A 26,064-nucleotide genomic window follows, 5' to 3' on the forward strand; every position below is an offset into this window, starting at 1 on the left:
TCGCCTTTCCTGCACTATTTTCCCCAGAGCGGATGACACAATGGATCAGGCAAACTTTCGACCGATGACTATATTTCCCCCGGAACCGAAAGACCACGACACGTTCATCGACCTCGACAAGCTGTGGTCTGCGGCCATGCGCCGGTTGGGTGTGATCGGTGCCTGCGTTGCTGCAATGGTCGTTCTGGCCGGGCTTTATCTGGTTTTTGCCCAGCCGATGTATACGTCGATGACGAATATTCTCATGGACGACAATCTGTCCCGTTACGCGGAAGAAAACGCGTCGGACAATCAGTCCGCGCAGATGCTCGACAACCGCATGTCCAGTGCTGTGGAAATCCTGAAGTCGAAGGAACTGGCACTCAGCGTCGTTGACAAGGCGAAGCTCGACCAGAATGCCTTGATCGTCGCCCCCCCAAAGTCGCCTGTCGATCTTGTGAAGGGCATGCTGCGCGGTGTCACATCGATCTTTTCCGCCGATGCTCCGGCCTTGACCGAAGAGCAGATCGCAGCAGGTCGCCGTGAAAAGGCCGCCGCGATCATCCAGCAGTGGCTGACCGTCGAACGCGTCGGTCGCAGCTCGGTCATCGCTGTTTCCGTGCGCTCGCCGGACAAGCTTCTCTCGGCGCAGATCACCAGGACCTATGCCGAATCCTATCTGACGGAACAGCTCAACGCCAATTTCGACGCTACCGAACGCGCCAGCATCTGGCTGCAGGAACGTCTGAACGATCTGAATACCCGTTCGCAGCAGGCGTCGCTTGCCGTCGAACAGTTCAAGCGCGACAAAGGGCTGATTTCCCCGCGCGGCGAACTTCTGTCAGCGCAGCAGCTCTCCGATTTGAACAGCCAGTTGATCGTGGCTCAGGCTGATGCGGCAACCGCCGCCGCCCGCTACAATCAGTACAAGGCAATCATCGAAAAGGGGCCGGAAGCGGCCGTGCACAATGCGGTCGTCTCCAACCGCGACACCGACAACACCGTGATGCAGGATCTGCGCAAGCGCTATATCGGCATCAACGATCGCGAACAGGCGATCATCCAGCAGTTCGGCGCCGATCATCCGCAGGCGATTGCGATGAAGGCCGAGAAGCAGGACGTGACCAACCAGATGTTCCGCGAATTGCAGCAGCTGACGGGCAGCTTCAAGAACGAGCTGGACGTGTCCCAGTCGCGCGTGGAATCGATGCGGGAAAATATCCAGCGCGTCGCAGGCAACAATTCCGATGCCAATGTGAACATGGTTCAGCTGCAGGAGCTGGAACAGAAGGCCTCGGCCCTCAGAACGCTTTACGAGTCCTACCTGCAGCGTTTCGAACAGGCCTCGCAACAGCAGTCCCTGCCGATCGCCAAGGCGCGCGTGATTTCCGATGCCGGTGTGCCTGTCTCGCCGTCCAGCCCGCGCAAGACGCTGACCATAGCGTTGTCGGTCATTCTCGGTCTTTTGATCGGCTGTGCCGCCGCCGCCGTTCTGGAACTGCGTGAACGCTTCTTCCGCACCGGCGAAGACGTGCAGCAGAAGCTCGGCATGCGCTTCCTCGGCTACCTGCCGCGCATTGCCGGTGCCGCACGTGAAGACGCGCCGAAGCCGAGCGCTGTGCCGGAACAGGGCGAAGCCGCCAACCAACCGGTTGGCGATCCGATCTCCTTCCGCCGCATGATGCGTGTTGCGGTCGAGGCTCCGCGTTCGCAGTTCGCCGAAACGCTGCGCAACACCAAGCTTGCCTGCGATATCGTGCTTCAGGGCAAGAAATGCGCCGTCATCGGTGTCGTTTCCTGCCTGCCGGGCGAGGGTAAGTCGACGGTCGCCGCAAACTTTGCGGGTCTCATCGCATCGAGCGGTGCCCGCACGCTGGTGATCGACGCCGACCTTCGCAATCCGGGTCTTTCGAAGATGCTGGCAAGCGAACCGGAAGTCGGTCTGGTCGACGTCATTCTCAACAAGACGTCGTGGACCAGCGTTGCCCGTGTCGACCGCCGTTCGCGCCTCACCATCCTGCCGATGACGACGCGTGGCCGTCAGGTTACCCATACGAGCGAGCTTCTGGCTTCCAGCGGCATGAGCCAGTTCCTGGAAAGCATCAAGGACACGTTTGACGTTATTGTCGTCGACCTTGCGCCGCTTATCCCGGTTATCGATGCCAAGGCGTTCGAGCCTTACGCGGATGCCTTCGTGTTCGTCACCGAATGGGGCGCGACGCCGGCCAAGGCGGTGCAGAGCGTGCTGCAGTCGGAACCGCAGATCGCCGCGAAGACGATCGGCGTCATCCTCAACAAGACGGATCTTTCCGAACTGCACAAATACGCCGATCCGGGTGCGCCGGAGCGTCTGCGCAGCAACTATCTGTCCTATTATCGGGACTACAAGGAAGTCGCCGCCGAATAACGGCGCGACGATCTCCATCAAACAGAAACGGCCCGGTTCTCCGGGCCGTTTTTGCATGTAGAGTTTGCCTCAGCGCTGAACGCGCAATCCATCCATCAACAACCCGATCAGGCGATTGGCGCTGTCGCGCCATTCGGGCGTGTCGGGGATGGAATAGATGCTGGACATGGCGTGCATCAGGTCCGACTGGCCGATATCCTTGCGAATGAGGTTCTGCTCCTGCGCTACCGTCAAAAGCTTGTCGAAGGATGAGCGGATCCGCCCGAACCCTTCAGCGAACATGGTGGAGTTGGAGCTGGCGATGATTTTCAGGCTGCTCGCCATGCCGCGCTTGGTAGCCATGTAATTGACGAAGCGGCGCATCCATTGTTCGAGTGCGATGTCGGCGGCTTCGGTGCGCGACAGTTCGTCGGCCGCATCCGCCAGATTCTGCAGCTCTCGCCGATAAACGACCTCGACCAGATGTTCGCGTGTCGGAAAATGCCTGTAAAGCGTGCCGATGCCGACCCCGGCCTTGCGGGCGATATGTTCCAGCGAGGTCTCTACGCCATTGTCGGCAAAGGCCTGAGCGGCGATTTCAATCAGCTTGTCGCGATTGCGGCGTGCATCCGCACGCAGTTTCGGCGGTGTCTGATCTGCATTTTCCGGCGTGGCCGAGGCCAAAGTCATGCTCCTGCGCGATCGTCACCTGACGCTTGGCATCAAGTCACTGGTTTGAATGGAGGAGCCTCCGAATTGGAAGTCCTCTTCGTTTTAAACCGGAAGCAGGGTGAATGTCATGCGTGAAATGCGATATGTCGAGCGAGCAGGAAATAAGGGCTTGTTCACGCGACTTAAGGCGGAAAAACCAGTCCGTAGATGGCAGCATAGATTTCCGCGGTTCTCATCTCCCTAGCTGGCGCCAGGCAATGACATTTCCCGAAGTGACGCTGGGATCTCCGTGGACTGGATAGGTGTATCCCGTATTGGGTTTGGCATTCGGCATCCGAGAAGGAAATGTCGTTCGCGCATACTGCATGTACCGTGCATCGGCTTTGGGATTGCCCGTTGAATCCCGCATGGATACGGATGCCATTTTGCCATTCGCGTCGGTTCTGACCAGTACGGTTCCTATACGTTTGGACAGGGGACTGCAGCCCGCGACAAACAGGCTCAGGAGGAAAACCACAATCAGGCGCATAAATAGCTTTCTGGAAATAGACTGAACTATCTATGGTGTTGATCTGTAATGGCTCTCGTGAAAATTGCAATCTGCTGAGACGTCGCGACTGCATCCTCTGATGCCATAACGCGACCGGCTTTCAATCCTCCGAATACCGCTCTTCCGCCCACGGATCACCGCGCATGTGATAGCCGTTTTTCTCCCAGAAGCCGGCATGATCCATACCGTTGAAATCGATCCTTTTCAGCCATTTGGCGCTTTTCCAGAAATAGAGATGCGGCACCACGAGGCGCACGGGGCCGCCGTGTTCTTCCGTTAGCGGCGCGCCTTCCCAGTCGGTAACGATGATCGCATCGGGGCTTGAAAAGTCCGAGAGCAGCAGGTTCGTCGTGTAGCCGTCGTAGCTCGTCAGCATCACCGAATGAGCCTCCTCCTTCGGATCGACGAGATCGAGGAAGTCACGGGTGGAGACGCCTTTCCAGTTGTTGTCGTAACGCGACCACGTGGTCACGCAATGGATGTCGGAGAGCATGTCCGTCTGCGGCAGGGCCCGGAATGCGGCCCAGTCGAGCGTCAAAGGATTGTTGATGAAGCCGTGGACCTCAAGTTTCCATTGAGCCGTGGAAATGCTTGGCTGCTGGCCGAGATCAAGCACCGGCCAGTTCTTCACCAGATGCTGGCCGGGCGGCAGCCTGTCGGTTTCCGGCCGGGCATGGTGGCCGGTGAGGAATTTTCCTTCATCGGCCCATTTGCGCTTGGTGATGGTCAGCTTGGAATCTTGCTGTGCCGGGGTATCGTCGGCCATTTGCGGTTCTCCCATGGGTGCCGGAGGCGATGTTCAATGCGGTTCCGCTTGCGTCATCGGATAATCTGATGAAGAAGAGGAGCAATTCAATTGCCTGTCTTTTAAAATCTTCTCCGGAACATCATGCTCGCCTCAAATTCCCGCTTCAATCCGCTCGTCGACAAGCTTTCGCTTCCGCCCGTTCCTTCGGTTGCCGCATGGGGCCGCGCCTATGATGGTGCGAAAGGGCCGCTGATCGATCTTTCGCAGGCCGTGCCCGGTTATCCGGCGCATCCCGAGATGCTGCGACTGCTCGGCGAGACGGCTTCGTCCACCGCCTATATCGGTTATGGTCCGATCGAAGGTGATCAATCGCTGCGTGACGCCTATGGTGCGCATGTCGCCGAGGTGTATGGTGCCCCGCTCGCGGCTGCCAATACGCATGTCACTTCCGGCTGTAACCAGGCCTTTGTCTGCGCCGCGATGACGGTTGCTGGTCCCGGCAATACGGTGCTGATGACCGAACCCTTCTATTTCAACCACGAAACCACTTTGGCGATGATGGGCATCAAGACCGCCTTCGTGCCCTGCAAGGCAGAAGACGGTTTCCTGCCCGAGCTTTCCGCGATCGAGGCGGCGATCACGCCCGAGGTGAAGGCGCTAGCGCTCGTCTCGCCCAATAACCCCACCGGTGCCATCTATCCGCCGGTGCTGCTCGAGACGATCTTCAAGCTCTGCCAGCAGAAAGGCATCTGGCTGATCCTCGACGAAACCTATCGCGATTTCCTTCCCGAGGCGGGCCAGAAGCCGCACGGCCTGTTCAATCTCGCAGGCTGGGAAGAGACGCTGATCAGCCTCTACAGTTTCTCGAAATCCTTCTGCATTCCCGGCCACCGCCTCGGTGCGATCACGGCGAGCGAAGCGGTGATCGGGCAGGTCGCCAAGATCATGGACAACCTGCAGATCTGCGCGCCGCGTGCTGCCCAGGGTGCCGTTGCCGCAGCATTGCCGCTGCTCGCCGGATGGCGTGAGGAAAACCGGCAGGAAATCGGCCGCCGCGCCGAGGCTTTGAAGGCCGTCATGGAGCAGCTTCCCGATTGGAAGCTCGATGCAATCGGCGCCTATTTCGCCTTCGTGCGGCATCCGTTTGCCGGTGTCGGTTCGGCGGAAGTCGCGGAAAAGCTTGCCAAACGTGCCGGCATCACCTGCATTCCGGGCGTCTATTTCGGCGAGGGCCAGCAGAATTATCTGCGCTTTGCCTTTGCCAATGCGGATGCCGAGACGATCGGTCGACTGACGGAACGTTTGAAGAACTTTTCGCTGTCGTAATCGGCACGGCGCGCCTATAACGGGGCATGGCTCAACGTTCAGGCAGCGCCGATCTTCCGCTTCACAGCGGCCGGGTTCCCCGGTGGCTCGGCGAACGCATGACCCGGCTCGGTGCGGTGATCACCGAAGCGATCATCATCCACTACGGCCGTGACGAATTGCTGGCGCGGATGGCGCATCCCTTCTGGTTCCAGTCCTTCGGCGCCGTGATGGGTATGGACTGGCACTCGTCAGGGATCACCACCAGCGTCATCGGTGCGTTGAAGCGCGGGCTCACGCCTTTATCCGGCGAACTCGGCATCCATGTCTGCGGCGGGCGCGGCAAGAACTCGCGCCAGACGCCGGAGGAGCTGATCGCCATCGGCAATCGCGTCGGCATCGATGGCGGAGCACTCGCCCAGACCAGCAAGCTCGTCGCCAAGGTGGACAGTGCCGCCGTGCAGGACGGGTTCGATCTTTATCTGCACGGTTTCATCGTCACCGATGACGGCAAATGGGTGGTTGTGCAGCAGGGCATGAACGATGCGCGGCGACAGGCGCGGCGCTATCACTGGCATTCGGAGGGGTTGAAGAGCTTTCTCGATTCACCCCATGCGGCCATCGAAGGCAGAGGGCAGGGCGAGATCGTCAATCTGGCGGATCACCGGGCGCTTGCCTCGCGCAGCGGCCAGCTCGATCTGCTTGCCTCGCTCGGGCCGGACAGAATAGTCCGCGAAGTCATTTCGCTCGATCCCTCGCGGATGAGGAAACCCTCAGCGCAGCCGATGTTGCCGCATCTGATCATGCCGGAGCATCACGATGTCCGCGAAGAGGATGTCAACATGCGACGCCTTCACGGTACGCTCGCCGCCGCTGCCGATCGTGGGCCGAAGGATTTCGAGGATCTGCTGATGACGCCCGGTGTCGGCGCCCGCACCGTTTCGGCGCTCGCCATGGTGGCGGAAGTCGTGCATGGCGCGCCCTGCCGTTTTTCCGATCCTGCGCGTTTCTCACTCGCCCATGGCGGCAAGGACCGGCATCCGTTTCCGGTGCCGCTTAAAGTCTATGACGAGACGATCAGGGTTATGAAATCCGCCGTCGGCAAGGCAAGGCTCGGCCGCGAAGAAGAGCTGCAGGCTTTGCGTCGCCTAGACGACCAGGCGCGGAGCCTCGAACGCTACGTCACCGGTCCGGATTTCAAGGAAATCATCGCCGGCGAGTTTCGCCATTCGCATGAATGGGGCGGCCGCAGCGTTTTTGGCTGGGAGCCGCCGGAGGAGGAGAGCGACAGGCCGGAGCAGGGCGGAAAGCTCGCCCCTTAAGACCTTTCCCGATATTTGACAGCAATCACTTTGGCCTCCGACACAGTGTCGCGGCATGGGCTTTACTGCGGCCCTGCGGCATGTCGGCCGCTTGTCACAATCCGGCTACTCCCTAGGCTGCACATCAGGAGTCATGTGAAAGGGAGTAATCATCATCATGCCAGCCTTATTGGATCGCCGTCAGCTTCTCACCGCCGTCGCAGCCTCTGCGCTTTTGCCGGTCGCCGCACTTGCACAGAATTCCGGCACAACGCCGGTTGCTGTTGCGGGAAAGCCGGGTGAGATACCGCAGGGGATGAAGCTTCCGCTTCTGCCGCAGCTCGAAAGTTTTCCGATCTGGCCGGAGGGCAAGGTTCCGGGCAGCGCGGGAGTGGCGGCGAAGGAGGAGTGGATCCTGCGCAATCCGAAGGATGGTGATCCGAACGATACGGCCGCCATGCATGTCACCAATCCGATCCTGATGGTACAGCGGCCAGCCAAGCCGGATGGCTCGGCCATCCTGATGATTCCCGGCGGCAGCTATACGCGTGTCGCGGTGACCCGTTCCGGCAGCAGTATCGACAAGATCTTTGCCAGCCTGGGCTCGACGGTCTTCATCATGACCTACCGCCTGCCGCATGACGGTTGGGCTGCGGGCCCGGAAGCGCCGCTGCAGGATGCCCAGCGCGCAATCCGGTTGATCCGCCACCGCGCCAAGGAATTCGGCATCGATCCCGCCCGCGTCGGCGTTGCCGGTTTCTCTGCAGGCGGGCATCTGGCCGGCTGGCTGACGGAAAGCTTCGGCCGCGAAACCTATGCGCCGGTCGATGAGGCCGACAAGCTCCCGACCAAGCCGCTCGTCACCGGCATGTTCTTCCCCGTGATGACCATGATGGCGCCCTATGCGCATGAGACCTCGGTCAAGAACATGTTCCCCAAGGGCGGTACGGATGAGGAGAAGCGCAAGATCTCGCTGGAATTCAACCTTCCCGCCGACATGCCACCAACCTTCCTTGCCCATGCGGGTGACGACCCGGCCGTTGCGCCGGAAAACAGCCTGATCCTGTTTAACGCCCTGCGCGCCCAAAAGACGCCGACCGAACTGCATCTCTTCGAAGTCGGCGGGCATGGGCTGATCGAAAATGGCAAGGATCTTCCGCATCTGGCGCTGTTCGAGACTTTCGCGAAACGCCATGGCTTGTGGAAGTAAGACAAGCCGCAGCCGCCGGACAGTCTGCAAAAACTCCCGCGTGGCATCCGCGGGAGTATTGGCGCATGCCGTGCGGCCGACAATGGAACCCTCTGCCGGCCTGCGGTGTTATCGCATTAGCCTGGAGGAGGACATGATGACCCGTGGAAGCACATCGGAAGAAGCCACCCGCTTCGGCAGCAGCCAGCCCAATGTCGCCCGCAGTTGCGGCACCGGCGAGGCCATGTTCAAGACAAGACCGAGCGCAGAGAGTATCGAACTCAACAAGGCCCGCAAGGCATGCGGCGTCGGGGCCGATGCTGTCGAGCGCGACGAGCGTGTCGCCGATGCCGGTGATGCGGGCTGACACGGTTTGACGTGATGGCCGGAACAGGCGTTAGATCGGCGCTTCTGTTGGAAATGTGCGCCTCACTGCGCTAACCTTGCCGCATGACGAATCCGGTTTTCATTGGTGCTGCTTCGCCACTTTTTGCGGTGGCGGGGATTTATCTGCTCGTCCGCTGCATTGCGAGACTGTGGAAGATCATTTCGCCGAAGGTGAAATATCGCTTCCCGGCAGGAAGCACGCGGTACCGCATGAACCTGCCGATCGCCGGGCGGTACGTGGTCAGCGTCGTCATTCCGGCAATGACGTTCATCACCGGGGTTTCCTATTTTTCGGCCCGCTTTTCTATCACGCAGCAGCCGTCAGGTGTCGAGCTTGACTATCGCTCCTATGGCCGTTCGCTGTTTCGAACCGAGCGCACGGATATGAGCGGTCGCAAATCGTTTCCGCTGGGAGCATTCGAATGCCCCACGCCCGGTGATTTAGAGATCACCTGCGTCAATCCGGAGACGATACGGGAGAGTTTCCAGCTGGAAGTCTCGCCGCATGTACCGGCGCTCTATCTCGTCCCCCTGATCCTGATGACAATCCTGTCTTCATTCATGGCAATCGGCGGAGCGATCATCTGCATCTTATGGCTGGCGGGCAAACTGTGAGGCGCCCGCCGCCATCAGGTTTCGATCAGCGGATATGCAGCGGCGCTTCCTTATGCGCAACGATGCGTCCGGCCAGTTCGCCGATCCGCTTCATCGCGGTTTCCAGCACGTCTTCCGGCACGGTCAACGAGATGCGCAGAAAACCTGCGGCCTGATCGCCGAAGGAAGTGCCCGGCATAACCGCGACCTTTTCCTCGCGTAGCAGTTCCCAGGCGAATTCCTCGCCGTTGAGGCCCGTTGCCGTCACGTCGAGCAGGATGAACATGCCGCCTTCGGGAGGCATTGGTTTTACGAGATTGCTGCCGGCAAAGGCCTTTTCGACGATTGCGGCGCGGCGGGCGTAATTTTCGCGCATCACGTCGGCGGTGTCGAAATGCCTGGAAAGCGCCAGCGCCGTCATATCGGAGATGAAGGGCTGCACGCCGAAGAGCATGGTCTCGGAGACCGGCAGAAGCCGTTCGCAGAATTCCTCCGGACCGGCCGCCCAGCCGGAGCGGAAGCCGGGTGCGGCATGGGATTTCGAGATGGAAGAGACTGCAATCGTCCGCTCGGCCAGTTCCGGCATGTCGAAGGGCGAGGCGAATTCGGTGCCGTCGAAGATCAGCTGTTCATACACTTCGTCGGAGATGATCCAGAGGTCGTGTTTGCGGCAGACTTCGCCGATCGCGGCGATTTCGGCTTTGGTCAGCACGGCCCCCGTCGGGTTATGCGGGGTGTTCAAGAGCAGCACGCGGGCCTCCGGCGTGATGGCGCGTTCCAGATCCTCGGCCTGAAGATGGAATTTCTTCTCCGGCCTGAGCGGTACCGGGATCATGTGGGCGCCGGTCGAGGCGATCACGCCTTCATAGGTCGCATAAAGCGGATCGCCGACCAGCACGCCGTCGCCCGCTTCCACAAGGCCGGTCATCACGCCGTAAAGCGCTGTCTGGGTACCGGGGAAGCAGAGGAAATTCTTTTCAGTTACGCCCTTGCGGCGCTTCGAATATTTTTCGACCAGTGCTTTCAGGACTGCGGGTTCGCCACGGCCGTTGGAATAGCGCGTGCGACCGGCATACATGGCACGCGAAGCCTCATCCAGCAGAGCCTTGTCGGGCGCCACATCCGGCTCGCCGATCGTCAGTTCGATGATCTCCTCGCCTTCCGCCTTCATCCGTCGGGCGGTGAGATGCAGGGCCCAGCGGCCGGAGCCGAGATGGGCAAGGCGGTCGGTGATCGAGGCATAACGCATGCGTGGTTTCCTTACTTTTCCAAGGCCAGTTCGCCCGGGGTCAATCTCAACAGCGCCTCAACGGAGGCAAGCGCCGCATCGGCGAGTTCGTGTTCGTCAAACAGATCGGCGGCAAGCGTGCCTTCCAGCCACAATCCATCGATCAGCGCGTTTAGCGAGATCGCAAAGCTGCGGCATTGTTTTGGCGAAAGCGCGGAGCCGCGCTCATCGAAGAATGCCGACAGAAGTGTTTCGACTTCCCGCAAAAACGCGAGATAGTTGTCACGGTGAATGGCGGCAAAACTCGGGTCTATCTGGATGTGGCTGATGAAGGCGGCCCAGAGCGATAGTGTGCGGCTGTCGGTTACAGGCGGCGTCAGGTTGGCGATGATGAAATGGCGAAGCCGTGCCCTTGGCGCCTCGTCCTCGCGGGCGGCCTCGATCGCTGTCTGTGTCATGCCGTTCATCACGGCGCGGTATGCCGCCTCCAACATCTGGTCCTTGCCGGTGAAGTAATGCCGGATGAGGCCAGCCGTCACACCGGCGCGGTTGGCGATCTGGCGCACCGTGGCACCCTGAATGCCGACTTCCGCTATGCAGTCGAGCGTCGCCAGGATCAGGTCTTCGCGGCGCTCAGCCTCGCTGGCGCGGGTGTAGGAGCGGCGGGCCGGTGCCATATCTCGTCACGCTCTTTTTCTTGCTGCCGATCCTGCCGTTATTATACGACTGAATAATTTCCGTATAGCCGCAACTCGGTGGTCTTGTCCTTTCGTTGCGGAAATTGCTTGTCTCCTATATGAACTGAATGTCTACTATCTGAGACGGTTTAGGTGCATGGAGCGTTGTGAAATGGAGCGTGATCCTGCGGACGCTATAGCTTTCATGCTTAAGCAGGAGAGGGAGGCGCGGAAATGGTCGCTTGCCGATCTCGCCCAGCGATCAGGCGTATCCAAGGCAATGATCAGCAAGATCGAGCGCCGGGAGGCAAGCCCGACTGCGACAGTTCTCGGCCGGCTTTCCGGTGCTTTCGGCGTGCCCCTGTCGGTTCTGATCGCATCGGCCGAAAAGGCCGCCGAAAGGTTGAGCCTTTCGGAAAGGCAATCGATCTGGACGGATCCCGAGACGGGTTATCTCAGAAGAGCCATTTCGCCCGCCGGTGCGCCAGCAGAGCTCATAGAAGTCCAGCTACCTGCAGGTGCCTACATCACCTATCCCGCCTCAGCCTTCGCCTTTCAGCAGCAACAGATCTGGATACTCGAAGGGTGTCTCGATTTTTCCGAAGGCGGTGTCGAACATGAACTGAAAACGGGCGATTGCCTTCTGCTCGGCCCTCCAAGCGATTGCGCTTTCTCGAACCGTGGCCCGTTGCCAGCACGATATCTGGTCGTCCTTTCTCGCAGCTAGACCCCGTTTTCGTGTTATGCTGTCGGAACAATCGGCTGATGTTACCGCTTTGTCCTTGAGAATACGAAAAACTCTGGGAGGAGGAATTTCATGCAGGCTGAGCCCCATCCATCCGGTCTTACCGGGCGTAACCTAGCGGGACGCGAGCTGGCTGACCAGCTTTCGGCGCTTTCTCTGGAGCGTATCGTGCTCGTGGCACTTTCTCCCGAAAGCGTCGATCTTGCCTTTGATGCCGCGCAGCGTCTCGGTTGCGAGCTGGACCTTCTGCTTGTCGGGCGAATTCCTGCGCCGGGTCACCCCGAAAAGACGATCGGCGCGGTTCTCGATTTCGAAGTGCCGCAGGTCGTGATCGATGAGGATCTGGCGCGCGCGTCGCATGTGCCTCCGGGTTATCTCAATACCGAGCGCCAACGACAGCTGTGGGATCTCGAACGCCGCCACGTCATGTATCTCGGCGATAATGATGGCCCCTGCCACGATCATGCCGGAAAACACGTGGTGATCGTCGATCATGGGGTTGAGGCATCCATTCTCCAGCTGGTGCTGAAGCGGCTCGGCGAGATTGGTGCACATTCCGTTCGCGTCGCCCGGGTTGCTTCAGCCGGCGAGCCGCCGGACGATCGGGCAGTTACGCAGTTCCTGAAACAGGCGCGACGGCTTCAGAAGCTGCTGCACTAGATTTCGATTGTCGCCAGAAGCGGCAGATGGTCCGAAGCGAGCCTTGCGAGAGGGTTGGCAATGACCTCTACCCCTGTCACCGAAACTTCTTTCGATGCAAATATGTGGTCGAGCCTTAGCAGCGGAAAGCGTGAAGGAAAGGTCGGGCGCAATTGCCCGGCCCTATGGGTGCGCACATCCGTCAAGGCACCGGCAAGACGCTTATAGGGCGGGCTGGAGGGGATCGAGTTGAAATCGCCGAGCATAACGACCGGCTGGTCGGACATACGGTCACTACCCAGCCATTCCGGACCGAGCAGGATTTCCGCCTGACGCATCCGGTCGATGCGTCTGAGGCCCAGATGGGTATTGATGACCTGCAGGCGCGTTTCACCGACCTCGACTTCGATCCAGATTGCGCCACGCTGTTCTCCCACCGAAGGCAGAGGACCTGCCTTGACCAGTTCCGCCGGCAGGGCAGTCAGGATCGCATCGCCGTAGCGTTCTTCCTCGACATCGAGGGCAGCGTGGAAATGATGCTTCATCTTGAGGATTTCAGCGATCGTGTGGGCCTGATCGATGCCGCCGGTTCGTCTCCGTCCGACATCGAGTTCCTGCAGGCCGATGATATCCGGTTGTGCCGCGGCGATTACTTCGGCAACGCGCTCCGGCGCAAGCCGGCGATCGGTGCCGATACAACTGTGCACATTATAGGTCAGAAGTTTCAGGCGACGGGAAGCCGGCGATCTGGCGGGTGGTGATTGCATAGGGCTGGGAACACCTGTCGCGCGTTTTCGTTCCCCACCTGTAAGAAGGCAGGAGGCATGATGATCGGCAGGAAGCATATTTTACAACTGGGTGTCCTTGCTGCTGTCTGCATTGCTGCCTTTCTCGTCTATCGCAGCCTTGGTCGCTATACGTTCGATGAAGTGGCGGATGCGGCGCAAGCGATCCCTCTCGACAGGCTTGGCGCTGCACTGATCTTCGTCGCGGCATCCTATCTATGCCTCACCGGCTTCGACACGCTTGCGGTCCGTTATGTCAAAAGGCCACTCGTCTGGAAGCAGGCGGCGCTTGCATCCTTCTGTGCTCTGTCGATCGGCCATAATGTCGGCATGGCGGCGCTCAGCAGCGGTGCGGTGCGTTACCGGTTCTATTCTCGCTGGGGGCTGACGGGTGGGGAGATCGCCAAGGTCATCGGCTTTTGCGGAATTACCGTGGGGCTGGGGCTTTCGAGCCTTGCCGCGATCGTCCTGCTTCTCGATCTCGGACCGGATACGGATCTTTTCGGTATCGGTCAGGAGACGAGGGTGGCCGCAGGTCTTGCCTGCCTCGCCGGTCCGGTTGCCTATCTGCTTGTCTGCCTCTTCAGTATCCCGGTGCGATTCCGCAAATGGCGCCTCGATCCACCGTCGCCCGGTCTGGCGATGGCGCAGATCGGCATCGGCACGCTGAATTTCGCCTGTGTTGCGGCAGCGATCCATCAGCTCATGGCGGTGTTTGGCGAGATCACCTATTTTGAGGTCGCCGGCGCCTATGTCACGGCCAATGTCGCTTCACTCATCAGCCATGTTCCGGGCGGGCTCGGCGTGCTGGAGGCGACAATGCTCGGCATTATTCCCGGCGCCAAGATCATCGGTGCGCTCGTCGCCTTCCGGGTTCTCTATTTCTTCGTGCCGCTGATGATCGGCCTGCCGACATTTCTTGCCAGCGAGGCCTATTATCGACGCCGCCCGGACAGCTTTTCAAAACATTCGATGGGGTGAGAAGCGCGAGACCAGGCGGCGGAAACCGGCCTGAATCTGCGGGACCGGCCAGAAGGGCTGTTTCGGATCGATGATGCTGGTGCCGGGGATGGATTCGGTCTCGCCCTTTTCGACATCCACATCGAAGGGCTTCAGATGCCGGCCATTGACATTCAGCATCTCGATCGTGCGGATCAGCGATCCGGTCTCTTCGAAATGCTGGCGTACCAGCGCCGGATCGGCCGCCAGGTGTTCGGCAAGCAGATCGATCCGCAGTTCCGCAATGGCGGCGCGGCCTGCGGCATCCTGCGGTTCCATCGCCAGATCGCTCTCGGTATCGAGGCCTTCCGAGCGGTTGTTGAGGTTGGAAGAGCCGACACGGACGAAATGGTCGTCGGCGATGATCAGCTTGGAATGGACGATAATCTCCCGCTCGCCACCCTTTTCGTCCGGCGTCACCGCATAAAATACCCTGAGCCGGTCATATCGGTCGGCGCGTTTCAGCCGGCGGATCAGCCGTGTGCGGTTATGGCCCATCATCAGCTTTTCGAGAAAGCCGTGGGATTCGCGGGTGACGAGCACGACGATCTCGGGGCCGTTCTGTTTGCGCAGGCGCCGTGCGAGCGTTCGCGCGACGCCGAAGGAGGCGAGATATTGTGTCTCGATGTAGAGATGCCTTTCGGCAGCCTTCAGCGCATCGTGGGTCAGGCGGATAGCCTCGCGATGACCGCGGCGGCCTTTCCACTTCCATGGCTCGGTCAGCGCCAGGCCGGTCGGGCAATAGGTGAGTGCTGGCTTGAGATCGGACGGCCAGGGCGCGGGGCCGGGTACGTCAACGGATGCAAGTTCCTCGCCATGAGTCTTCCTCCACCGGCGGCGCGCTACATCGCCGATCAGCTTCGCCATGTCACCCGTGACGATGGTTTGCATGTCGTGGACAGGGCCATAGGAGGTGCCATCCGGCGATACGCGATCAGGATTGACGATCGTGTGCTCTCTGTCGTCCCAGCGTCGGGCCGTCAGGTCAATGCCGCCGAGAAAGGCGGTCTTGTCGTCTATCGCGACGATCTTCTGGTGGTGGCTTGCCCTTAAAGGGTGGCGGAAGTCGAAGCGCAGATCGATGCGCGGATGATCCGCCCAGTCAATCTTGCCGAACATCCGAAAACTCTTGCCGGAATAGATCGGTCCCATGCCCCAGACGAGAATGCGGATTTCGAGTTCCGGCTTCTCCTCGACCATGCGGCGCAGCAGCGTGCCGATCGTTTCTGAACCCTCATCCCGCGGGCGCAAGCGGATGTCGGGATTAAAGTCCCAGCCGACGATGAAGATCGATCTTTTCGCCTGACGCAACACGTCGTCGAGACGGAGGAAATAGTCTTCGCCGTCTATCAGGAACGCAACGCGTTCCGCTTTCGCCGAGCGCCAGACATTTCTGCCGGGCTTTATGACCCGCGTGCGATGAAGCACCGGATCAATCAGATCAGAATTGGAAAAATTGCTCACGTCCACCTTGCGCCACCTCGTCATTTCTGACGGATGAACGCCACGATTTCGGTTTTTGTTCCCGCTCCGGCTTCCTAAGCGGTCTTCAAAAGGCTTAGCCGGCCTTCTGGGTCTGCTGCGTGGAGACCTTGGTATCGAACGAACCGACATAGGTGTCGTCGACCATCTGCATGGCAACGAATACGGAGGCCAGGATACCGGCGGTCACTACCAGCAGCTTCCAAAGGCACGGTTTGAACTCGGCTGGCTGCTGGGACCGAGCTGCAACGCTGCTCGGCATGCTCTTACTCGATACTCTCATGTCGTTCTCTTCTATGCCGCCGGTTACACCGCATTTCCTGGCGGCATGTACACGGGCGGTCTGTTTGTCTCATCCGGATTGGGGACTGGCGCCTCATCGGGCAGCCTGTCGGGTTCCGGCTCGTTGATCGGTGGATCTGGAGCCCATCCTGGCGCCGGCATGGGCGGCTGCTCTGTTGGCTCTCTTGGATCTTCGATCATCGGCGCCTCCATTAATGCATCGGTAACCCCGGGCGCAAGTGATGGTTCCCATCTTTTTAACAAGTGCTGATATGCCGCAGATGCATCCCTTGAGGGCATCTCGAGGCAATTTCGCGTTCAATGTCAGGGAACTTCCCGTTATGGTTCGGGGTTGCCATTGGCGATCACGAGCCCGTGTATTATCTGTGGATGAGACGAGGGAGGAGCTGCATGACCCATGCGAAGGACAATTTCATTGCCTGGCTGAAAAGCGCCCATGCGATGGAGGAGCAGGCGATCACCTCTTTGACCGCGCAGACGCGGCGACTGGAAAACTACCCGGACCTCAAGGCACGCATGCTCGAACATCTTGAGGAAACGCGCAGCCAGGCGGACGCGCTGCAGAGCCTTCTCAACGATTTTTCCGGTGCGCCGTCCGCGCTCAAGGATATTGCCGGGCGCATCGCCGCGACCGTGCACGGAATTCCCGCGCTGGTGATGAATGACGAGGTGGTGAAGTTCACTGCTCAGGCCTATGCGTTCGAACATCTGGAGATCGCGACCTATCGCATGCTGATCGCGGCTGCCGACGAGCTGGGAGAAACCGAAGCCCAGGCCGTGTTCGAACGCATCCTTGCGGAAGAGATGTCGATGGCGAGCTGGCTGGAAGACAATCTCGATCCCATCACCCGGGTTTTCCTGATGCGCGATGAACGGGATCTGCAGGCGAAGCGTTAGCCTTATTCAACCAAAGAAGCTTTGCCCATCGAAGTGACGATGAAGGCTCTTTTCGTCCTTCACGCCGCGCTGATAAAGCTGAATCATCTCAACCGCCACATTGCTTGCCGCAGCGCTGCTGCCGGGCAGGCCGTGTTCCATGCAAACGTCATCGAACACGCGCTTCAGGAACGCAAGCTCGTTAGGGTCGAATGTATGTGTTGCTACTGCGGGTATCATTTCTTGCCTCCATCATGGGGGCGAAAGAACTTCAGTGACGAGCTGTCGTCTTTCAGTCGCCGGCGCCCTACACATCAGCCAGCGATGGGGTGAGATTACTACCTTCTGTGGCCGTTTCAAGCGGGGTCAGGTTAAATCGAAGTAATGATTCGGTGACCGGATTTTATCTGCTGTTCACGGCTCTGCAGGCTGGCTTGCAGCAAGTCGGATTACGGGTTCCGGTTGCACAATCCGGCTTAAATCAGGGCTCAGCGGGCGCTCTTTGCCATGGCGGTATCATAAGCATCCGTGGCTTGATCGGCATCGCGGCTCACTTCCGCATCGGGTTCGCCGAGAAGCCGGCTTTCGATCCAGGAACGCGGGTTGCGGCGCGGCGTGATGTAGCCGACCGGCAGGGCGATCGCCTGAAGAAAGCGGATGATCACCGTATAAAGACCCGTCTTCAGCCGTCCGGTGCGCAAGGACGTTACGGCCACGACAAGGCCAAGGCCTGCGGCGATGATCAGGGCGGGCATGGTGACGCCGGGCAGTGTTGCGACAAGCAGCATTGAGCCGAACATGAAGCTCCAGACAAGCGCCAGGATGCCAAGCTCGGGCAGTGCACGCAGCAGCCGATAGAAATAGGGCTTGCCGGTTGCTGCCCGCAAGAGCTCGCCGATGCCGAAAGGCTCCTTGGTTTTTACCTGTTGCAGAAGCAGGTCACGAGAGCGAGCATCATGGCCGTGATGGCGGGCAAAACGGCGATCCAGCCGATGCAGTTTCCAGCCGGCACTGCGCAGGCGAATGCCGAGGTTCAATTCCTCGTAGCCATGCAGGTTGCGGTCGGCCATATAGTCGATCTCTTCGATCGCGCGGCGGCGATAAAGCCCGCCTCCGGCCAACTGGTCCACGGCGCCGATACGCCGATCGGGCAGGAAGCCGCTGCCGGATGCCGCTCCGGTTTCGATATGGCCTGTCACGCCGCCAGTGCGCGTATGGCGCTCCAGAAAGGCAATCGCTTCCGGCAGAAATGCCGGATCGAGTTCCATGTCGGCATCGATCAGACATATGAAATCGTGGCGCGCATATTGATAACCGAGCTGCGAGCCGGCGCCGCTGCGAAAACGCGCGGGGCGAGCAATCTGGGTCAGCCGCACGGGATAGGCCGATGCGATCTCTATCGTGCGGTCGCGGGAACCGAGGTCGGTGACGATGATTTCGCCCTCACCATCCGGCAGAGCTTTCAGCGCGCACTCGATCGTGCGGGCAATGCGCTTTTCGTCATCCAGTGTCTTGATGATGATCGATAAGGTCATGGTGGTGAAACTCCCTGACTTGGTCGCGATTTGTGCCCACGGGTCCCGATCGTGGCGCGGCGTGCTGGAAGGCTTAAAGGCAGGCTCTTCCGATCCTCATAAAGACAATACTAAAATTTTATCGATCACGCGAGCGTGAGAGGCAAAAACGCGTATTTTCGGCCTTAAAGCGAGCTTTTGGACAGTGGCGATATTTTTGTAACCAATTGTTTTTTGGCAAAATTCTCGGCCCATAACTGGGTTGAAAGAATTCCGACAAACGCGGCATTATCGCGAAAACCGGCGACAGTTTGCTTGCGGCATTTTCCGTGAAGCCTTGAAACCGCCACCGGATCGAACAGTCCGGTTGCCGAGACGGCACGTTCGGACAGCATCTCGGAGACGTAAGCCTGCTCATCGGTGCCCGGGCCGGTAAAGGAACTGCTGTCAGGTGCGCGGTATGGCTGTTTCTGACGCTCGATGACGCTGTCCGGCAACAGACCTTTCGCCGCTTCACGCAGGATATGTTTTTCACGCAGGCCCTTGAGCTTCGCATCGGGCGAAAGTTTCGTGGCAAACTCCACCAGCCGGTGATCGAGGAAGGGGAAACGGCCTTCTATGCCATGCGCCATCGCCATCCGGTCGCCCTGGCTGGAGAGGATGTAGCCCGGCAGAAGAAGACGGGTTTCGAGATATTGCGCCTGATGCAGTGGATGCCAGCGGCCGAAACGCTCCGGTAGCCGCGTGCTCAGCTCTTCGGCGGCATCGTAGTGGCCGAGCGTTTCGCGCAGATCTGCGGAATAGAAGATTTTCGTCGCCGTCGTGCTTTTCATCCGCGGTCGATGCGAGAAAAGCGGATCGGACGGATCGGTGCCGGAGACGTTGAAGAAGGCCGAAAGATATTCCGCCGACTGCTGTTTCAGCCCGGGAAGATAGGGATAGAGCTTGCGGAAGAGATGCGGCCTGATCTTCGAGCCGGGCTGGCGGGCGCAGAAACGGCGCACCTTCGCTTCGCGAAAAATGTCGTAACCGGCAAATACTTCGTCTGCGCCTTCGCCGGTCAGGACCACCTTCATGCCGGTTTCTCGAACGAGACCGGCCAAAGTGTAAAGCGGGGCAGGGGCGGTGCGCAGGATCGGGCGTTCGGTAAACCGGATGATGTCAGGGAAGGCGGTCGCGATCGTTTCAGGCGATGAGGCGATCGAGCTATGACGGGTGCCGAGCGCCGAGGCTACCTGCTGCTGAAAGCTGCTTTCGTCGTGTTCCGCGCTGTCGAAGGTCACGGAGAAGGTGTTCAGTCCGCTCGGCGCCATCGGGGCGGCGAGCGCCGAGATCAGCGACGAGTCGAGCCCGCCGGAAAGATAGGAGCCGACCGGCACATCGGCGCGCATCCTCAATCCGACGGCATCGGTCAGCAGGGCGCGCAATTCCTCGGTGTGATCTTCATCTGTCGCCCCATGCTCGCCGACATCGGGGAAATCGAGCGTCCAATAGGATTTCAACCGGTTCGCTCCGTTTTCACGGACCAACATTTGTCCGGGTTCCAGCTCGAAAATGTTGCGAAAGGCTGTGCGCGGCGCGATTGGGGCCCACAGGGTGAAAATCTGGTCGAGCGCGAACGGATCGAGTTCGGCCTCGATACCGGGCACGGTCAGAAGTGCCTTCACTTCCGAGGCGAAATAGAGCGTGCCCTTGTGCTCTGTGTAAAAGAGAGGCCGCACGCCCATGCGGTCTCGCGCCAGCAGCAATTTTCGCTCCGTCGCGTCCCAGATGGCGAAGGCGAAATCGCCGTTGAGCTTTTGCAGGCAGGCCTTACCGTCATGGGCGTAAAGCTGCAGCAGCACTTCCGTATCCGAGCCGGTACGGAACGTCGCGCCGCGGGCCTTCAGTTCGTCGCGTAGTTCGACATAGTTGAAGACCTCGCCGTTGAAGGCGATCGTGTAGCGCCCGTCTGCGCTCGTCATCGGCTGCTGGCCGTCGACAAGCCCGACGATCGACAGGCGGACATGCGAGAGGCCTATGCCGGGGCCGGTCCAGATGCCGTGCCCATCCGGGCCGCGATGGGCGATTGCCTGTCCCATGGCAGAGAGAAGAGATGGCGCACGTTCCGCCCCAAACCCATCTCCCGCGTAACCTGCAAATCCGCACATCTTTTCCATCCAAAACAGGATCGTTCGATCCTGTTCATAAGCGGAAAAGCTTGCCGATCCCCTTATGCCCAAGGGGATGTTCTATTTCATCGAGAGAACGACGGTCGGCCAGAGTTCGGAAACTGTCGGGTGGATCGGCACCGCCCAGCGCAGATCGTCGTAACTCGCACCGACATTCATCAGGTCCAGCACGCCGTGGATCGCCTCGTCACCGCCGGTGCCGAGCAGGGCCGCGCCGAGGATCTTTTTCGTCTTCGCGTCAGCGACGATCTTCATGAAACCCTTGGTTTCGCCCTTTTCGACTGCACGTCCGACATTGGTCATCGGCCGCGTGCCGACCAGAACATCATGGCCCGCCTTGCGCGCCTCTTCCTCGCCCATACCGACCCGGCCAAGCGGCGGATCGATGAACAACGCATAGCCCAGCAGCCGCTGCGAGACTTTTCGGTCCTCGCCGTCGAACAGGTTGGCGGCGACGATCTCGAAGTCGTTATAGGCGGTGTGGGTGAAAGCGCCTTTACCATTGCAGTCGCCCATCGCCCAGATGCCGTCGACATTGGTGGCAAGCCGCTCGTCCACCTTGATGAAGCCGCGCGCATCGAGTTCGATGCCGGCCCTGTCGAGGCCAAGATCATCGGTATTCGGCCGCCGACCGACTGCCAGAAGCACATTCGAGCCGATCACTTCAGGCTCGCCTTCGTCACAGTTGACGCCGACAGCTACGCCGTCTTCGTGTTTGCGGAAGCGGATGCATTCGGCATTGCTGCGGATATGGATGCCTTCCGCCTCAAGGATCTCGCGCACGGCTGCGGAAATATCCTCGTCCTCGCGGCCGATCAGTCGCGAGCCTTTTTCGACGACCGTGACCTCGGCACCGAAACGGCGATAGATCTGCGCGTATTCCAGCCCGATATAACTGCCGCCGACAATCACCAGATGTTTCGGCAGCCGGTCGAGCATCACGATATCGGTATTGGTCATGTAGGGGACGTCGCCCACACCGGCGAAATCCGGGATTGTTGCGCGCGAACCGACATTCAGAAAAATCTGCGGCGCGGTCAGCAATTCATCGCCGACGCGAATGACATCCCTGCTTTCGAAACGGGCGTGGCCGCGGATCAGGCTGCAGTTCGGCATGCCCTCCAGCCAGTTCTCGTTGCCGTGGCGGCTGTCGAGCGTGACCTTGTGAGAGCGGCGCATCACCGCCTGCATGTCGACCAAAATGTCGCCGCGGATGCCGACGCCATAATCGGCGGCACGGCGGGCGAGGTGGGCGGCATAGGCGCTGGCGACGAGCGTCTTGGTCGGTTTGCAGCCGGTGTTGACGCAGGTGCCGCCGACATGTTTGCGCTCGATGATCGCGACCGTCTTTCCCGCATCATTGAACCGGCCGGCAAGCGAGGGGCCTGCCTGGCCGGCACCGATGATGATCGCGTCGAAACGCTTCATATCGTTGCGGCCGCGGGGAGAGACAAAATGATGATAAAGGCCACGACGAAAGCGACGCCATCCTCGATGAAGGCGGCCGGTGCATCCTTGCCGAAAATCTCGGCCAATTTCGCCCGCGCCCATGCCCCGCCATAGGTGCCGGCGATGGCGCCGAGAACACCGGAAACGAGGCCGGCCAGCCAAAGGTCGTAGGGAATGCCGATCGCGGCGCCGGCCACGCCGCCGGTTATCAGCCGGGTGATGAATTGCTGCGGCACCTTACGGCTCGGCGTGTTGGGCAACTGGTCGGTCACCAGTTCGAACACGGCGAGAATTGTGAAGATCAGCACCGCCCATTTGGAGGCGAGGAAGGACAGCCATGAGCCGGACAGATCAAGCCAACCGAGCGCTGCCGCCCAGGTGACGAGGGCCGGGGCCATCATCGCCCTGAGGCCGGCGACGCCGCCCATGAATAGCGCAAGCAAGGAAACCATCTGAACCCCTATTCCGCTCGAAGCGGTCTGCCCTCATTGATTGCACAACGACGTGATATCCTACCGCAAGTCAAGCGTCTTGCACGGGATTGCTGCCTGTGACGGTGCTACATAGCAGCCTTTGCTTTCGCCAAAATATCCAAACGCACCCGTCATACGGGAAGCCATTGGAAAATTCCGCGGCGCTCCGTAAGATATGCGCGTTATGGTCGAGGGAGGAGGAGCCCTTCGGACGTGAAATATCGTATCGCGGCAGTGTCTGTCCTGTGTCTCGTGCTCGGCCTTGTGCTGACATGGAAGGTGCATGGGTTCGTGGCGCGCAGCGCCATGGACGAGGCGGAGCTGCAGGCGGGGACTACGCTGAGGCTGGCGGTCTCGGCGCTCGACGGGCATCTGAAGCGCTACGAGGCGCTGCCGGCGCTGACTGCCGATGACGAGATCATCGAGGTGCTGATCGAAGACCCCGGCAACGAGGCGCTGCGGTCTGATGCCAATCGCTATCTGAAATCCGTCAATGCGCTGCTGAAGTCGTCGGACATCTACATCATGACCATGGATGGCACGACGATTGCCGCCAGCAATTACGATTCCCCCGTCAGTTTCGTCGGCGAGAATTTCAGCTATCGGCCCTATTTCCAGGAAGCAGCGCGGGGCGAAAGGTCGCGTTTCTTCGCGGTCGGTACGACATCGGCCAAGCGCGGCTATTATTTCAGTTCGCCGATCGTGATGGATGGAAAAATCCTCGGCGTCATCGTCTTCAAGGTCGATCTCGATACGATCGAGGCCTCCTGGGCCGGCGGCGACGATCGGATCTTCGTCTCCGATCCGGAAGGCATCATCTTCATGACCGGTAGCGACGAATGGCGTTTCGCCGCCATCCTACCGCTGACGCCGGATCGCGTGGCCCGGACAGAAACCTCAAGGCGATATGCGGATGTGAAGCTGCACCAGCTGCCGCTCTCCTATGGCAGCTTTGCCGGCCATGAGACGATGCTGATCCGGAACGGCAATACGGAGCGGGAATATCTCTACGTCTCGCAGTCCATGCCGGAGGCCGGATGGACGGTGAATGTGCTGATGGACACAGCCTCGGTGCGCTGGCAGGCGCAGACGATGATGGCCGCCGTGTTTCTGGCGCTCTGCCTTGCCGGGCTGGTTTCGGCAATCGTCTTCCAGCGCCGGGCGCGGATGACTGAGCGCATGCAGCTGCAGGCCGAGGCGCAGAACGAGCTGGAGCGGCGGGTAGACGAGCGCACCGCAGCCCTTGCCCGCGTCAACAGCCGTATCGAGAAGGAGATCGCCGAGCGCCGCCTGACCGAGCGCCGGTTGCGCAAGACACAGGCCGATCTGGTGCAGGCCGGAAAACTCGCCGGCCTCGGCCAGATGTCGGCAGCGCTCTCCCACGAACTCAACCAGCCGCTTGCCGCGGCGAAGACCTATGCGGAGACGACCGGCCTTCTGATCGAGCGCGGCCGCGTTGAAGATGCGAGCGACAATCTCAAGCGCATCTCGGCGCTGATCGACCGAATGGCGTCGATCAGCCGGCACCTGCGCAATTTCGCCCGCAAGCCGAATGAAAAACTCGGCGCGGTCAGCGTCGAGGATGTCATCCGCGATACGATCGAGATCGTTTCCGCCCGGCTCAAGGCGGCGGATGCGGAGCTTTCCATCATGGTAGAGCCGGGCCTGCCGCGGGTGATGGCAGGCGCCGTGCGTCTGCAGCAGGTGCTGGTCAATATCGTTACCAATGCCGCTGATGCGGTGGAGGGACTGGAGGACAGGCGTATCGATGTGTCTGCCTCCGGTGCGGCCGAGAAGGTGATGATTATCGTGCGCGATCGCGGGCCGGGTGTTCCGGCCGCCATTCGCGAACGCATTTTCGACCCGTTCTTCACCACCAAGGGTGTCGGCAAGGGGCTGGGGCTGGGCCTGTCTATCTCCTACAATATCGTCAAGGATTTCGGCGGCAGCCTTTCGGTCACCGACCATCCGGAAGGCGGGGCGGTGTTTGCCATCGAACTCGATGTCGCCGATGCAAGCGTAATGGAGGCCGCCGAATGACGCTTGCGCAACGGGTGCTGCTTGTCGACGACGAGGAGGAGCTTCGCCGCTCCACCGCCCAGGCACTGGAACTATTCGACCTCACCGTCGATACGTTCCCGAATGCGGAAAACGTGCTGGAGCTTTCCGGTTTCGGCTTCGATGGCGTGATCGTCAGCGATATCCGTATGCCGGGGCTGGACGGCATGACGCTTCTGCACCGGGTGCGAGAACTCGATGCGGAAATCCCGGTCATCCTCGTCACCGGCCATGGCGATGTGCAGTTGGCCGTCAAGGCGATGCGCGAAGGCGCCTACGATTTTCTCGAAAAGCCGTTCACCCCGCAGCATCTTGCCGGCGTCATCCGTCGTGCGCTGGAACGGCGGGCGCTTATTCTGGAAAACCGACGCCTGAGGGCCGTTGCGGGAAAACGCGACGATGTGGAAGCCCGCATGCCGGGCCGCACGCAGGTGATGGTCGATCTGCGCTACCGCATCCGCGCGATCGGCGCGACGGATGCCGATACGCTGGTCATCGGCGATACCGGCGTCGGCAAGGAAGTGGTGGCTCGCGCCCTGCACGATATCAGCCCGCGCGCCAACCGCCCGCTGATCGCCATCAACTGCGCCGCTCTTCCCGAAACGCTGATCGAAAGCGAGCTTTTCGGCCACGAAGCAGGTGCCTTTCCCGGCGCGCTTCGGCCGCGATACGGCAAGTTCGAGCATGCGCGGGGAGGCACGATCCTGCTCGACGAGATCAGCTCCATGCCCTTCGACCTGCAGGCGAAATTCCTGCGGGTGCTGCAGGAACGGGTCATTACCCGGCTCGGATCGAATGAGACGGTGCCGCTCGACGTGCGTTTTATCGCCACCAGCAAGGTGGATTTGGAGGCGGAAGTGGCGGCCGGCCGGTTTCGTGCCGATCTTCTCTATCGGCTGAATGTCGCGACGGTTCATGTGCCGGCGCTTTCGCAAAGACGAGCGGATATTCCGCTGCTCTTCCTTCAGCTTGTGCGTGAGGCGGCGGCGCGTTACGGCCGGGAGGATATCGTCGTGCCTCCGGATATCCTTTCGCTGATCGCCCAGCGGGACTGGCCGGGCAATGTGCGCGAGCTGCGCAATGCCGCCGACCGGCTGGTGCTGGGTCTCGATCCGGGTTCAGGGGAGCCGGGCGGGGCTGCAAAGGAAAACGGCGGCCGGCTGGCGGAAAAGGTTGCCGCCTTCGAGCGCAATCTCATCGCCACCGAGATTGCTGCCCATGGCGGGGCGCTGAAGCCGGTCTATGAAACGCTCGGCATTTCGCGCAAGACGCTCTACGAGAAGATGCAGAAATACGGTCTCGACAAGAAGATGCTGAAGTCTTCCCAAGTTGGCGATGAAGACGAGTCGGGAGCGTTCGCCGACTTTTCCTGAGTTGAATTGGCGGATATTTTGCCGCTGCGTCACTATTACTCAAGGCAGTTGGGTGGATTTCCACCCATGCCGGACGCCCGTTGTTCCCAAATCCACCCATGCTGCGCTGCGGTTAAGGAAATATCCTGCCTTCGCTTGCCGTTAGCCAATTGCCAGCGTTTCCGCGCGGCCCGCTAATGGG

General features: G+C 60.3%; 24 protein-coding genes. 12 read left to right on the top strand and 12 right to left on the bottom strand.

Going from position 1 to position 26,064, the window contains the following annotated elements; genetic code table 11:
• The first annotated feature begins 40 nt into the window (after positions 1–40).
• A complete protein-coding gene (locus ACI3K0_RS17275; RefSeq protein ID WP_183820900.1) occupies positions 41–2,386 on the top strand; it encodes a polysaccharide biosynthesis tyrosine autokinase in 2,346 nt (781 codons plus the stop codon).
• Between the two features lie 69 nt (positions 2,387–2,455).
• Here the strand turns inward: ACI3K0_RS17275 and ACI3K0_RS17280 are convergent, their stop codons facing one another.
• On the bottom strand, positions 2,456–3,049 hold the full coding sequence (locus ACI3K0_RS17280; protein ID WP_404945842.1) for a TetR/AcrR family transcriptional regulator: 594 nt from the start codon (positions 3,047–3,049) through the stop codon (positions 2,456–2,458).
• Between the two features lie 638 nt (positions 3,050–3,687).
• A complete protein-coding gene (locus tag ACI3K0_RS17285) occupies positions 3,688–4,353 on the bottom strand; it encodes a sulfite oxidase-like oxidoreductase (protein ID WP_404945772.1) in 666 nt (221 codons plus the stop codon).
• A 123-nt stretch (positions 4,354–4,476) separates the two neighbouring features.
• Between ACI3K0_RS17285 and ACI3K0_RS17290 the strand changes: the two genes are divergently transcribed.
• From ACI3K0_RS17290 to ACI3K0_RS17310, 5 genes are all read left to right on the top strand, one after another.
• Complete coding sequence (locus tag ACI3K0_RS17290) at positions 4,477–5,661, top strand: aminotransferase (protein WP_404945773.1); 1,185 nt, start codon at positions 4,477–4,479, stop codon at positions 5,659–5,661.
• 26 nt (positions 5,662–5,687) lie between these two features.
• Entirely contained in the window at positions 5,688–6,962 is a 1,275-nt protein-coding gene (locus ACI3K0_RS17295) for a DUF763 domain-containing protein (protein ID WP_404945774.1), read from the top strand.
• Between the two features lie 157 nt (positions 6,963–7,119).
• The gene (locus ACI3K0_RS17300; RefSeq protein WP_183820904.1) at positions 7,120–8,151 is read left to right on the top strand and encodes an alpha/beta hydrolase; all 1,032 of its coding nucleotides are present in this window, start codon (positions 7,120–7,122) and stop codon (positions 8,149–8,151) included.
• A gap of 136 nt (positions 8,152–8,287) precedes the next feature.
• Entirely contained in the window at positions 8,288–8,497 is a 210-nt protein-coding gene (locus ACI3K0_RS17305) for a hypothetical protein (protein ID WP_183820905.1), read from the top strand.
• Positions 8,498–8,580: 83 nt separating this feature from the next.
• Positions 8,581–9,132 (top strand): hypothetical protein, encoded by a 552-nt coding sequence (locus tag ACI3K0_RS17310; protein ID WP_183820906.1) that lies wholly within the window; start codon positions 8,581–8,583, stop codon positions 9,130–9,132.
• 25 nt (positions 9,133–9,157) lie between these two features.
• Here ACI3K0_RS17310 and ACI3K0_RS17315 read toward each other — a convergent pair whose 3' ends face one another.
• On the bottom strand, positions 9,158–10,360 hold the full coding sequence (locus tag ACI3K0_RS17315; protein ID WP_404945775.1) for a pyridoxal phosphate-dependent aminotransferase: 1,203 nt from the start codon (positions 10,358–10,360) through the stop codon (positions 9,158–9,160).
• Between the two features lie 11 nt (positions 10,361–10,371).
• A complete protein-coding gene (locus ACI3K0_RS17320; protein ID WP_404945776.1) occupies positions 10,372–11,016 on the bottom strand; it encodes a TetR family transcriptional regulator C-terminal domain-containing protein in 645 nt (214 codons plus the stop codon).
• 172 nt (positions 11,017–11,188) lie between these two features.
• On the opposite strand from ACI3K0_RS17320, the gene ACI3K0_RS17325 reads away from it, so the two are divergent.
• The gene (locus tag ACI3K0_RS17325) at positions 11,189–11,743 is read left to right on the top strand and encodes a helix-turn-helix domain-containing protein (protein ID WP_404945777.1); all 555 of its coding nucleotides are present in this window, start codon (positions 11,189–11,191) and stop codon (positions 11,741–11,743) included.
• Positions 11,744–11,833: 90 nt separating this feature from the next.
• Positions 11,834–12,421, top strand: coding sequence for a hypothetical protein (locus tag ACI3K0_RS17330; protein WP_404945778.1), 588 nt, complete (start codon positions 11,834–11,836; stop codon positions 12,419–12,421).
• Here ACI3K0_RS17330 and ACI3K0_RS17335 read toward each other — a convergent pair.
• On the bottom strand, positions 12,418–13,167 hold the full coding sequence (locus ACI3K0_RS17335; protein ID WP_404945779.1) for an endonuclease/exonuclease/phosphatase family protein: 750 nt from the start codon (positions 13,165–13,167) through the stop codon (positions 12,418–12,420). The genes ACI3K0_RS17330 and ACI3K0_RS17335 overlap by 4 nt on opposite strands.
• Before the next feature lie 60 nt (positions 13,168–13,227).
• Here ACI3K0_RS17335 and ACI3K0_RS17340 point away from each other — a divergent pair, with 60 nt between their 5' ends.
• A complete protein-coding gene (locus ACI3K0_RS17340) occupies positions 13,228–14,166 on the top strand; it encodes a UPF0104 family protein (RefSeq protein WP_404945780.1) in 939 nt (312 codons plus the stop codon).
• On the opposite strand, the gene ACI3K0_RS17345 is transcribed toward ACI3K0_RS17340, so the two are convergent.
• Complete coding sequence (locus ACI3K0_RS17345; protein ID WP_404945781.1) at positions 14,146–15,654, bottom strand: phospholipase D-like domain-containing protein; 1,509 nt, start codon at positions 15,652–15,654, stop codon at positions 14,146–14,148. The two genes, ACI3K0_RS17340 and ACI3K0_RS17345, sit on opposite strands and share 21 nt — an antisense overlap.
• Positions 15,655–15,742: 88 nt before the next feature.
• Positions 15,743–15,949 (bottom strand): hypothetical protein, encoded by a 207-nt coding sequence (locus tag ACI3K0_RS17350; RefSeq protein WP_404945782.1) that lies wholly within the window; start codon positions 15,947–15,949, stop codon positions 15,743–15,745.
• A gap of 410 nt (positions 15,950–16,359) precedes the next feature.
• Between ACI3K0_RS17350 and ACI3K0_RS17355 the strand changes: the two genes are divergently transcribed.
• A complete protein-coding gene (locus ACI3K0_RS17355) occupies positions 16,360–16,866 on the top strand; it encodes a ferritin-like domain-containing protein (protein ID WP_148143074.1) in 507 nt (168 codons plus the stop codon).
• A gap of 6 nt (positions 16,867–16,872) precedes the next feature.
• Here the strand turns inward: ACI3K0_RS17355 and ACI3K0_RS17360 are convergent, their stop codons facing one another.
• From ACI3K0_RS17360 to ACI3K0_RS17380, 5 genes are all read right to left on the bottom strand, one after another.
• Positions 16,873–17,007 carry a hypothetical protein gene (locus ACI3K0_RS17360; RefSeq protein WP_404945783.1) on the bottom strand — a complete coding sequence of 45 codons (135 nt, stop codon included), beginning with the start codon at positions 17,005–17,007 and terminating at the stop codon, positions 16,873–16,875.
• 326 nt (positions 17,008–17,333) lie between these two features.
• The gene (locus tag ACI3K0_RS17365; protein ID WP_404945784.1) at positions 17,334–18,380 is read right to left on the bottom strand and encodes a glycosyltransferase; all 1,047 of its coding nucleotides are present in this window, start codon (positions 18,378–18,380) and stop codon (positions 17,334–17,336) included.
• A gap of 164 nt (positions 18,381–18,544) precedes the next feature.
• Positions 18,545–20,509, bottom strand: coding sequence for an asparagine synthase (glutamine-hydrolyzing) (gene asnB / locus ACI3K0_RS17370; protein WP_404945785.1), 1,965 nt, complete (start codon positions 20,507–20,509; stop codon positions 18,545–18,547).
• An 81-nt stretch (positions 20,510–20,590) separates the two neighbouring features.
• Positions 20,591–21,958 (bottom strand): FAD-containing oxidoreductase, encoded by a 1,368-nt coding sequence (locus tag ACI3K0_RS17375; protein ID WP_404945786.1) that lies wholly within the window; start codon positions 21,956–21,958, stop codon positions 20,591–20,593.
• Positions 21,955–22,431, bottom strand: coding sequence for a DUF4126 family protein (locus ACI3K0_RS17380; protein ID WP_183820918.1), 477 nt, complete (start codon positions 22,429–22,431; stop codon positions 21,955–21,957). Before ACI3K0_RS17380 ends, ACI3K0_RS17375 begins: the two co-directional genes overlap by 4 nt.
• Positions 22,432–22,665: 234 nt before the next feature.
• Here ACI3K0_RS17380 and ACI3K0_RS17385 point away from each other — a divergent pair, with 234 nt between their 5' ends.
• Both ACI3K0_RS17385 and ACI3K0_RS17390 read left to right on the top strand, forming a co-directional pair.
• Complete coding sequence (locus tag ACI3K0_RS17385) at positions 22,666–24,492, top strand: ATP-binding protein (RefSeq protein WP_404945787.1); 1,827 nt, start codon at positions 22,666–22,668, stop codon at positions 24,490–24,492.
• A complete protein-coding gene (locus ACI3K0_RS17390; protein WP_148143080.1) occupies positions 24,489–25,883 on the top strand; it encodes a sigma-54 dependent transcriptional regulator in 1,395 nt (464 codons plus the stop codon). The genes ACI3K0_RS17385 and ACI3K0_RS17390 overlap by 4 nt, the downstream gene beginning before the upstream one ends.
• Positions 25,884–26,064 lie beyond the last annotated feature (181 nt).

Source organism: Rhizobium sp. ZW T2_16 (genome assembly GCF_044987325.1).
GTDB lineage: Bacteria > Pseudomonadota > Alphaproteobacteria > Rhizobiales > Rhizobiaceae > Neorhizobium > Neorhizobium cellulosilyticum.

Excerpts from the sequence above, each read along its gene's own strand:
- ACI3K0_RS17310 (WP_183820906.1), top strand. The coding sequence starts at position 8,581 with ATGACGAATCCGGTTTTCATTGGTGCTGCTTCGCCACTTTTTGCGGTG.
- ACI3K0_RS17380 (WP_183820918.1), bottom strand. The coding sequence starts at position 22,431 with ATGGTTTCCTTGCTTGCGCTATTCATGGGCGGCGTCGCCGGCCTCAGG.
- ACI3K0_RS17285 (WP_404945772.1), bottom strand. The coding sequence starts at position 4,353 with ATGGCCGACGATACCCCGGCACAGCAAGATTCCAAGCTGACCATCACC.
- ACI3K0_RS17295 (WP_404945774.1), top strand. The coding sequence starts at position 5,688 with ATGGCTCAACGTTCAGGCAGCGCCGATCTTCCGCTTCACAGCGGCCGG.
- ACI3K0_RS17375 (WP_404945786.1), bottom strand. The coding sequence starts at position 21,958 with ATGAAGCGTTTCGACGCGATCATCATCGGTGCCGGCCAGGCAGGCCCC.
- ACI3K0_RS17300 (WP_183820904.1), top strand. The coding sequence starts at position 7,120 with ATGCCAGCCTTATTGGATCGCCGTCAGCTTCTCACCGCCGTCGCAGCC.
- ACI3K0_RS17305 (WP_183820905.1), top strand. The coding sequence starts at position 8,288 with ATGACCCGTGGAAGCACATCGGAAGAAGCCACCCGCTTCGGCAGCAGC.
- ACI3K0_RS17355 (WP_148143074.1), top strand. The coding sequence starts at position 16,360 with ATGACCCATGCGAAGGACAATTTCATTGCCTGGCTGAAAAGCGCCCAT.
- ACI3K0_RS17290 (WP_404945773.1), top strand. The coding sequence starts at position 4,477 with ATGCTCGCCTCAAATTCCCGCTTCAATCCGCTCGTCGACAAGCTTTCG.
- ACI3K0_RS17330 (WP_404945778.1), top strand. The coding sequence starts at position 11,834 with ATGCAGGCTGAGCCCCATCCATCCGGTCTTACCGGGCGTAACCTAGCG.
- ACI3K0_RS17365 (WP_404945784.1), bottom strand. The coding sequence starts at position 18,380 with ATGACCTTATCGATCATCATCAAGACACTGGATGACGAAAAGCGCATT.
- ACI3K0_RS17350 (WP_404945782.1), bottom strand. The coding sequence starts at position 15,949 with ATGAGAGTATCGAGTAAGAGCATGCCGAGCAGCGTTGCAGCTCGGTCC.
- ACI3K0_RS17315 (WP_404945775.1), bottom strand. The coding sequence starts at position 10,360 with ATGCGTTATGCCTCGATCACCGACCGCCTTGCCCATCTCGGCTCCGGC.
- asnB (WP_404945785.1), bottom strand. The coding sequence starts at position 20,509 with ATGTGCGGATTTGCAGGTTACGCGGGAGATGGGTTTGGGGCGGAACGT.
- ACI3K0_RS17335 (WP_404945779.1), bottom strand. The coding sequence starts at position 13,167 with ATGCAATCACCACCCGCCAGATCGCCGGCTTCCCGTCGCCTGAAACTT.
- ACI3K0_RS17340 (WP_404945780.1), top strand. The coding sequence starts at position 13,228 with ATGATCGGCAGGAAGCATATTTTACAACTGGGTGTCCTTGCTGCTGTC.
- ACI3K0_RS17275 (WP_183820900.1), top strand. The coding sequence starts at position 41 with ATGGATCAGGCAAACTTTCGACCGATGACTATATTTCCCCCGGAACCG.
- ACI3K0_RS17390 (WP_148143080.1), top strand. The coding sequence starts at position 24,489 with ATGACGCTTGCGCAACGGGTGCTGCTTGTCGACGACGAGGAGGAGCTT.
- ACI3K0_RS17320 (WP_404945776.1), bottom strand. The coding sequence starts at position 11,016 with ATGGCACCGGCCCGCCGCTCCTACACCCGCGCCAGCGAGGCTGAGCGC.
- ACI3K0_RS17325 (WP_404945777.1), top strand. The coding sequence starts at position 11,189 with ATGGAGCGTGATCCTGCGGACGCTATAGCTTTCATGCTTAAGCAGGAG.
- ACI3K0_RS17360 (WP_404945783.1), bottom strand. The coding sequence starts at position 17,007 with ATGGAACACGGCCTGCCCGGCAGCAGCGCTGCGGCAAGCAATGTGGCG.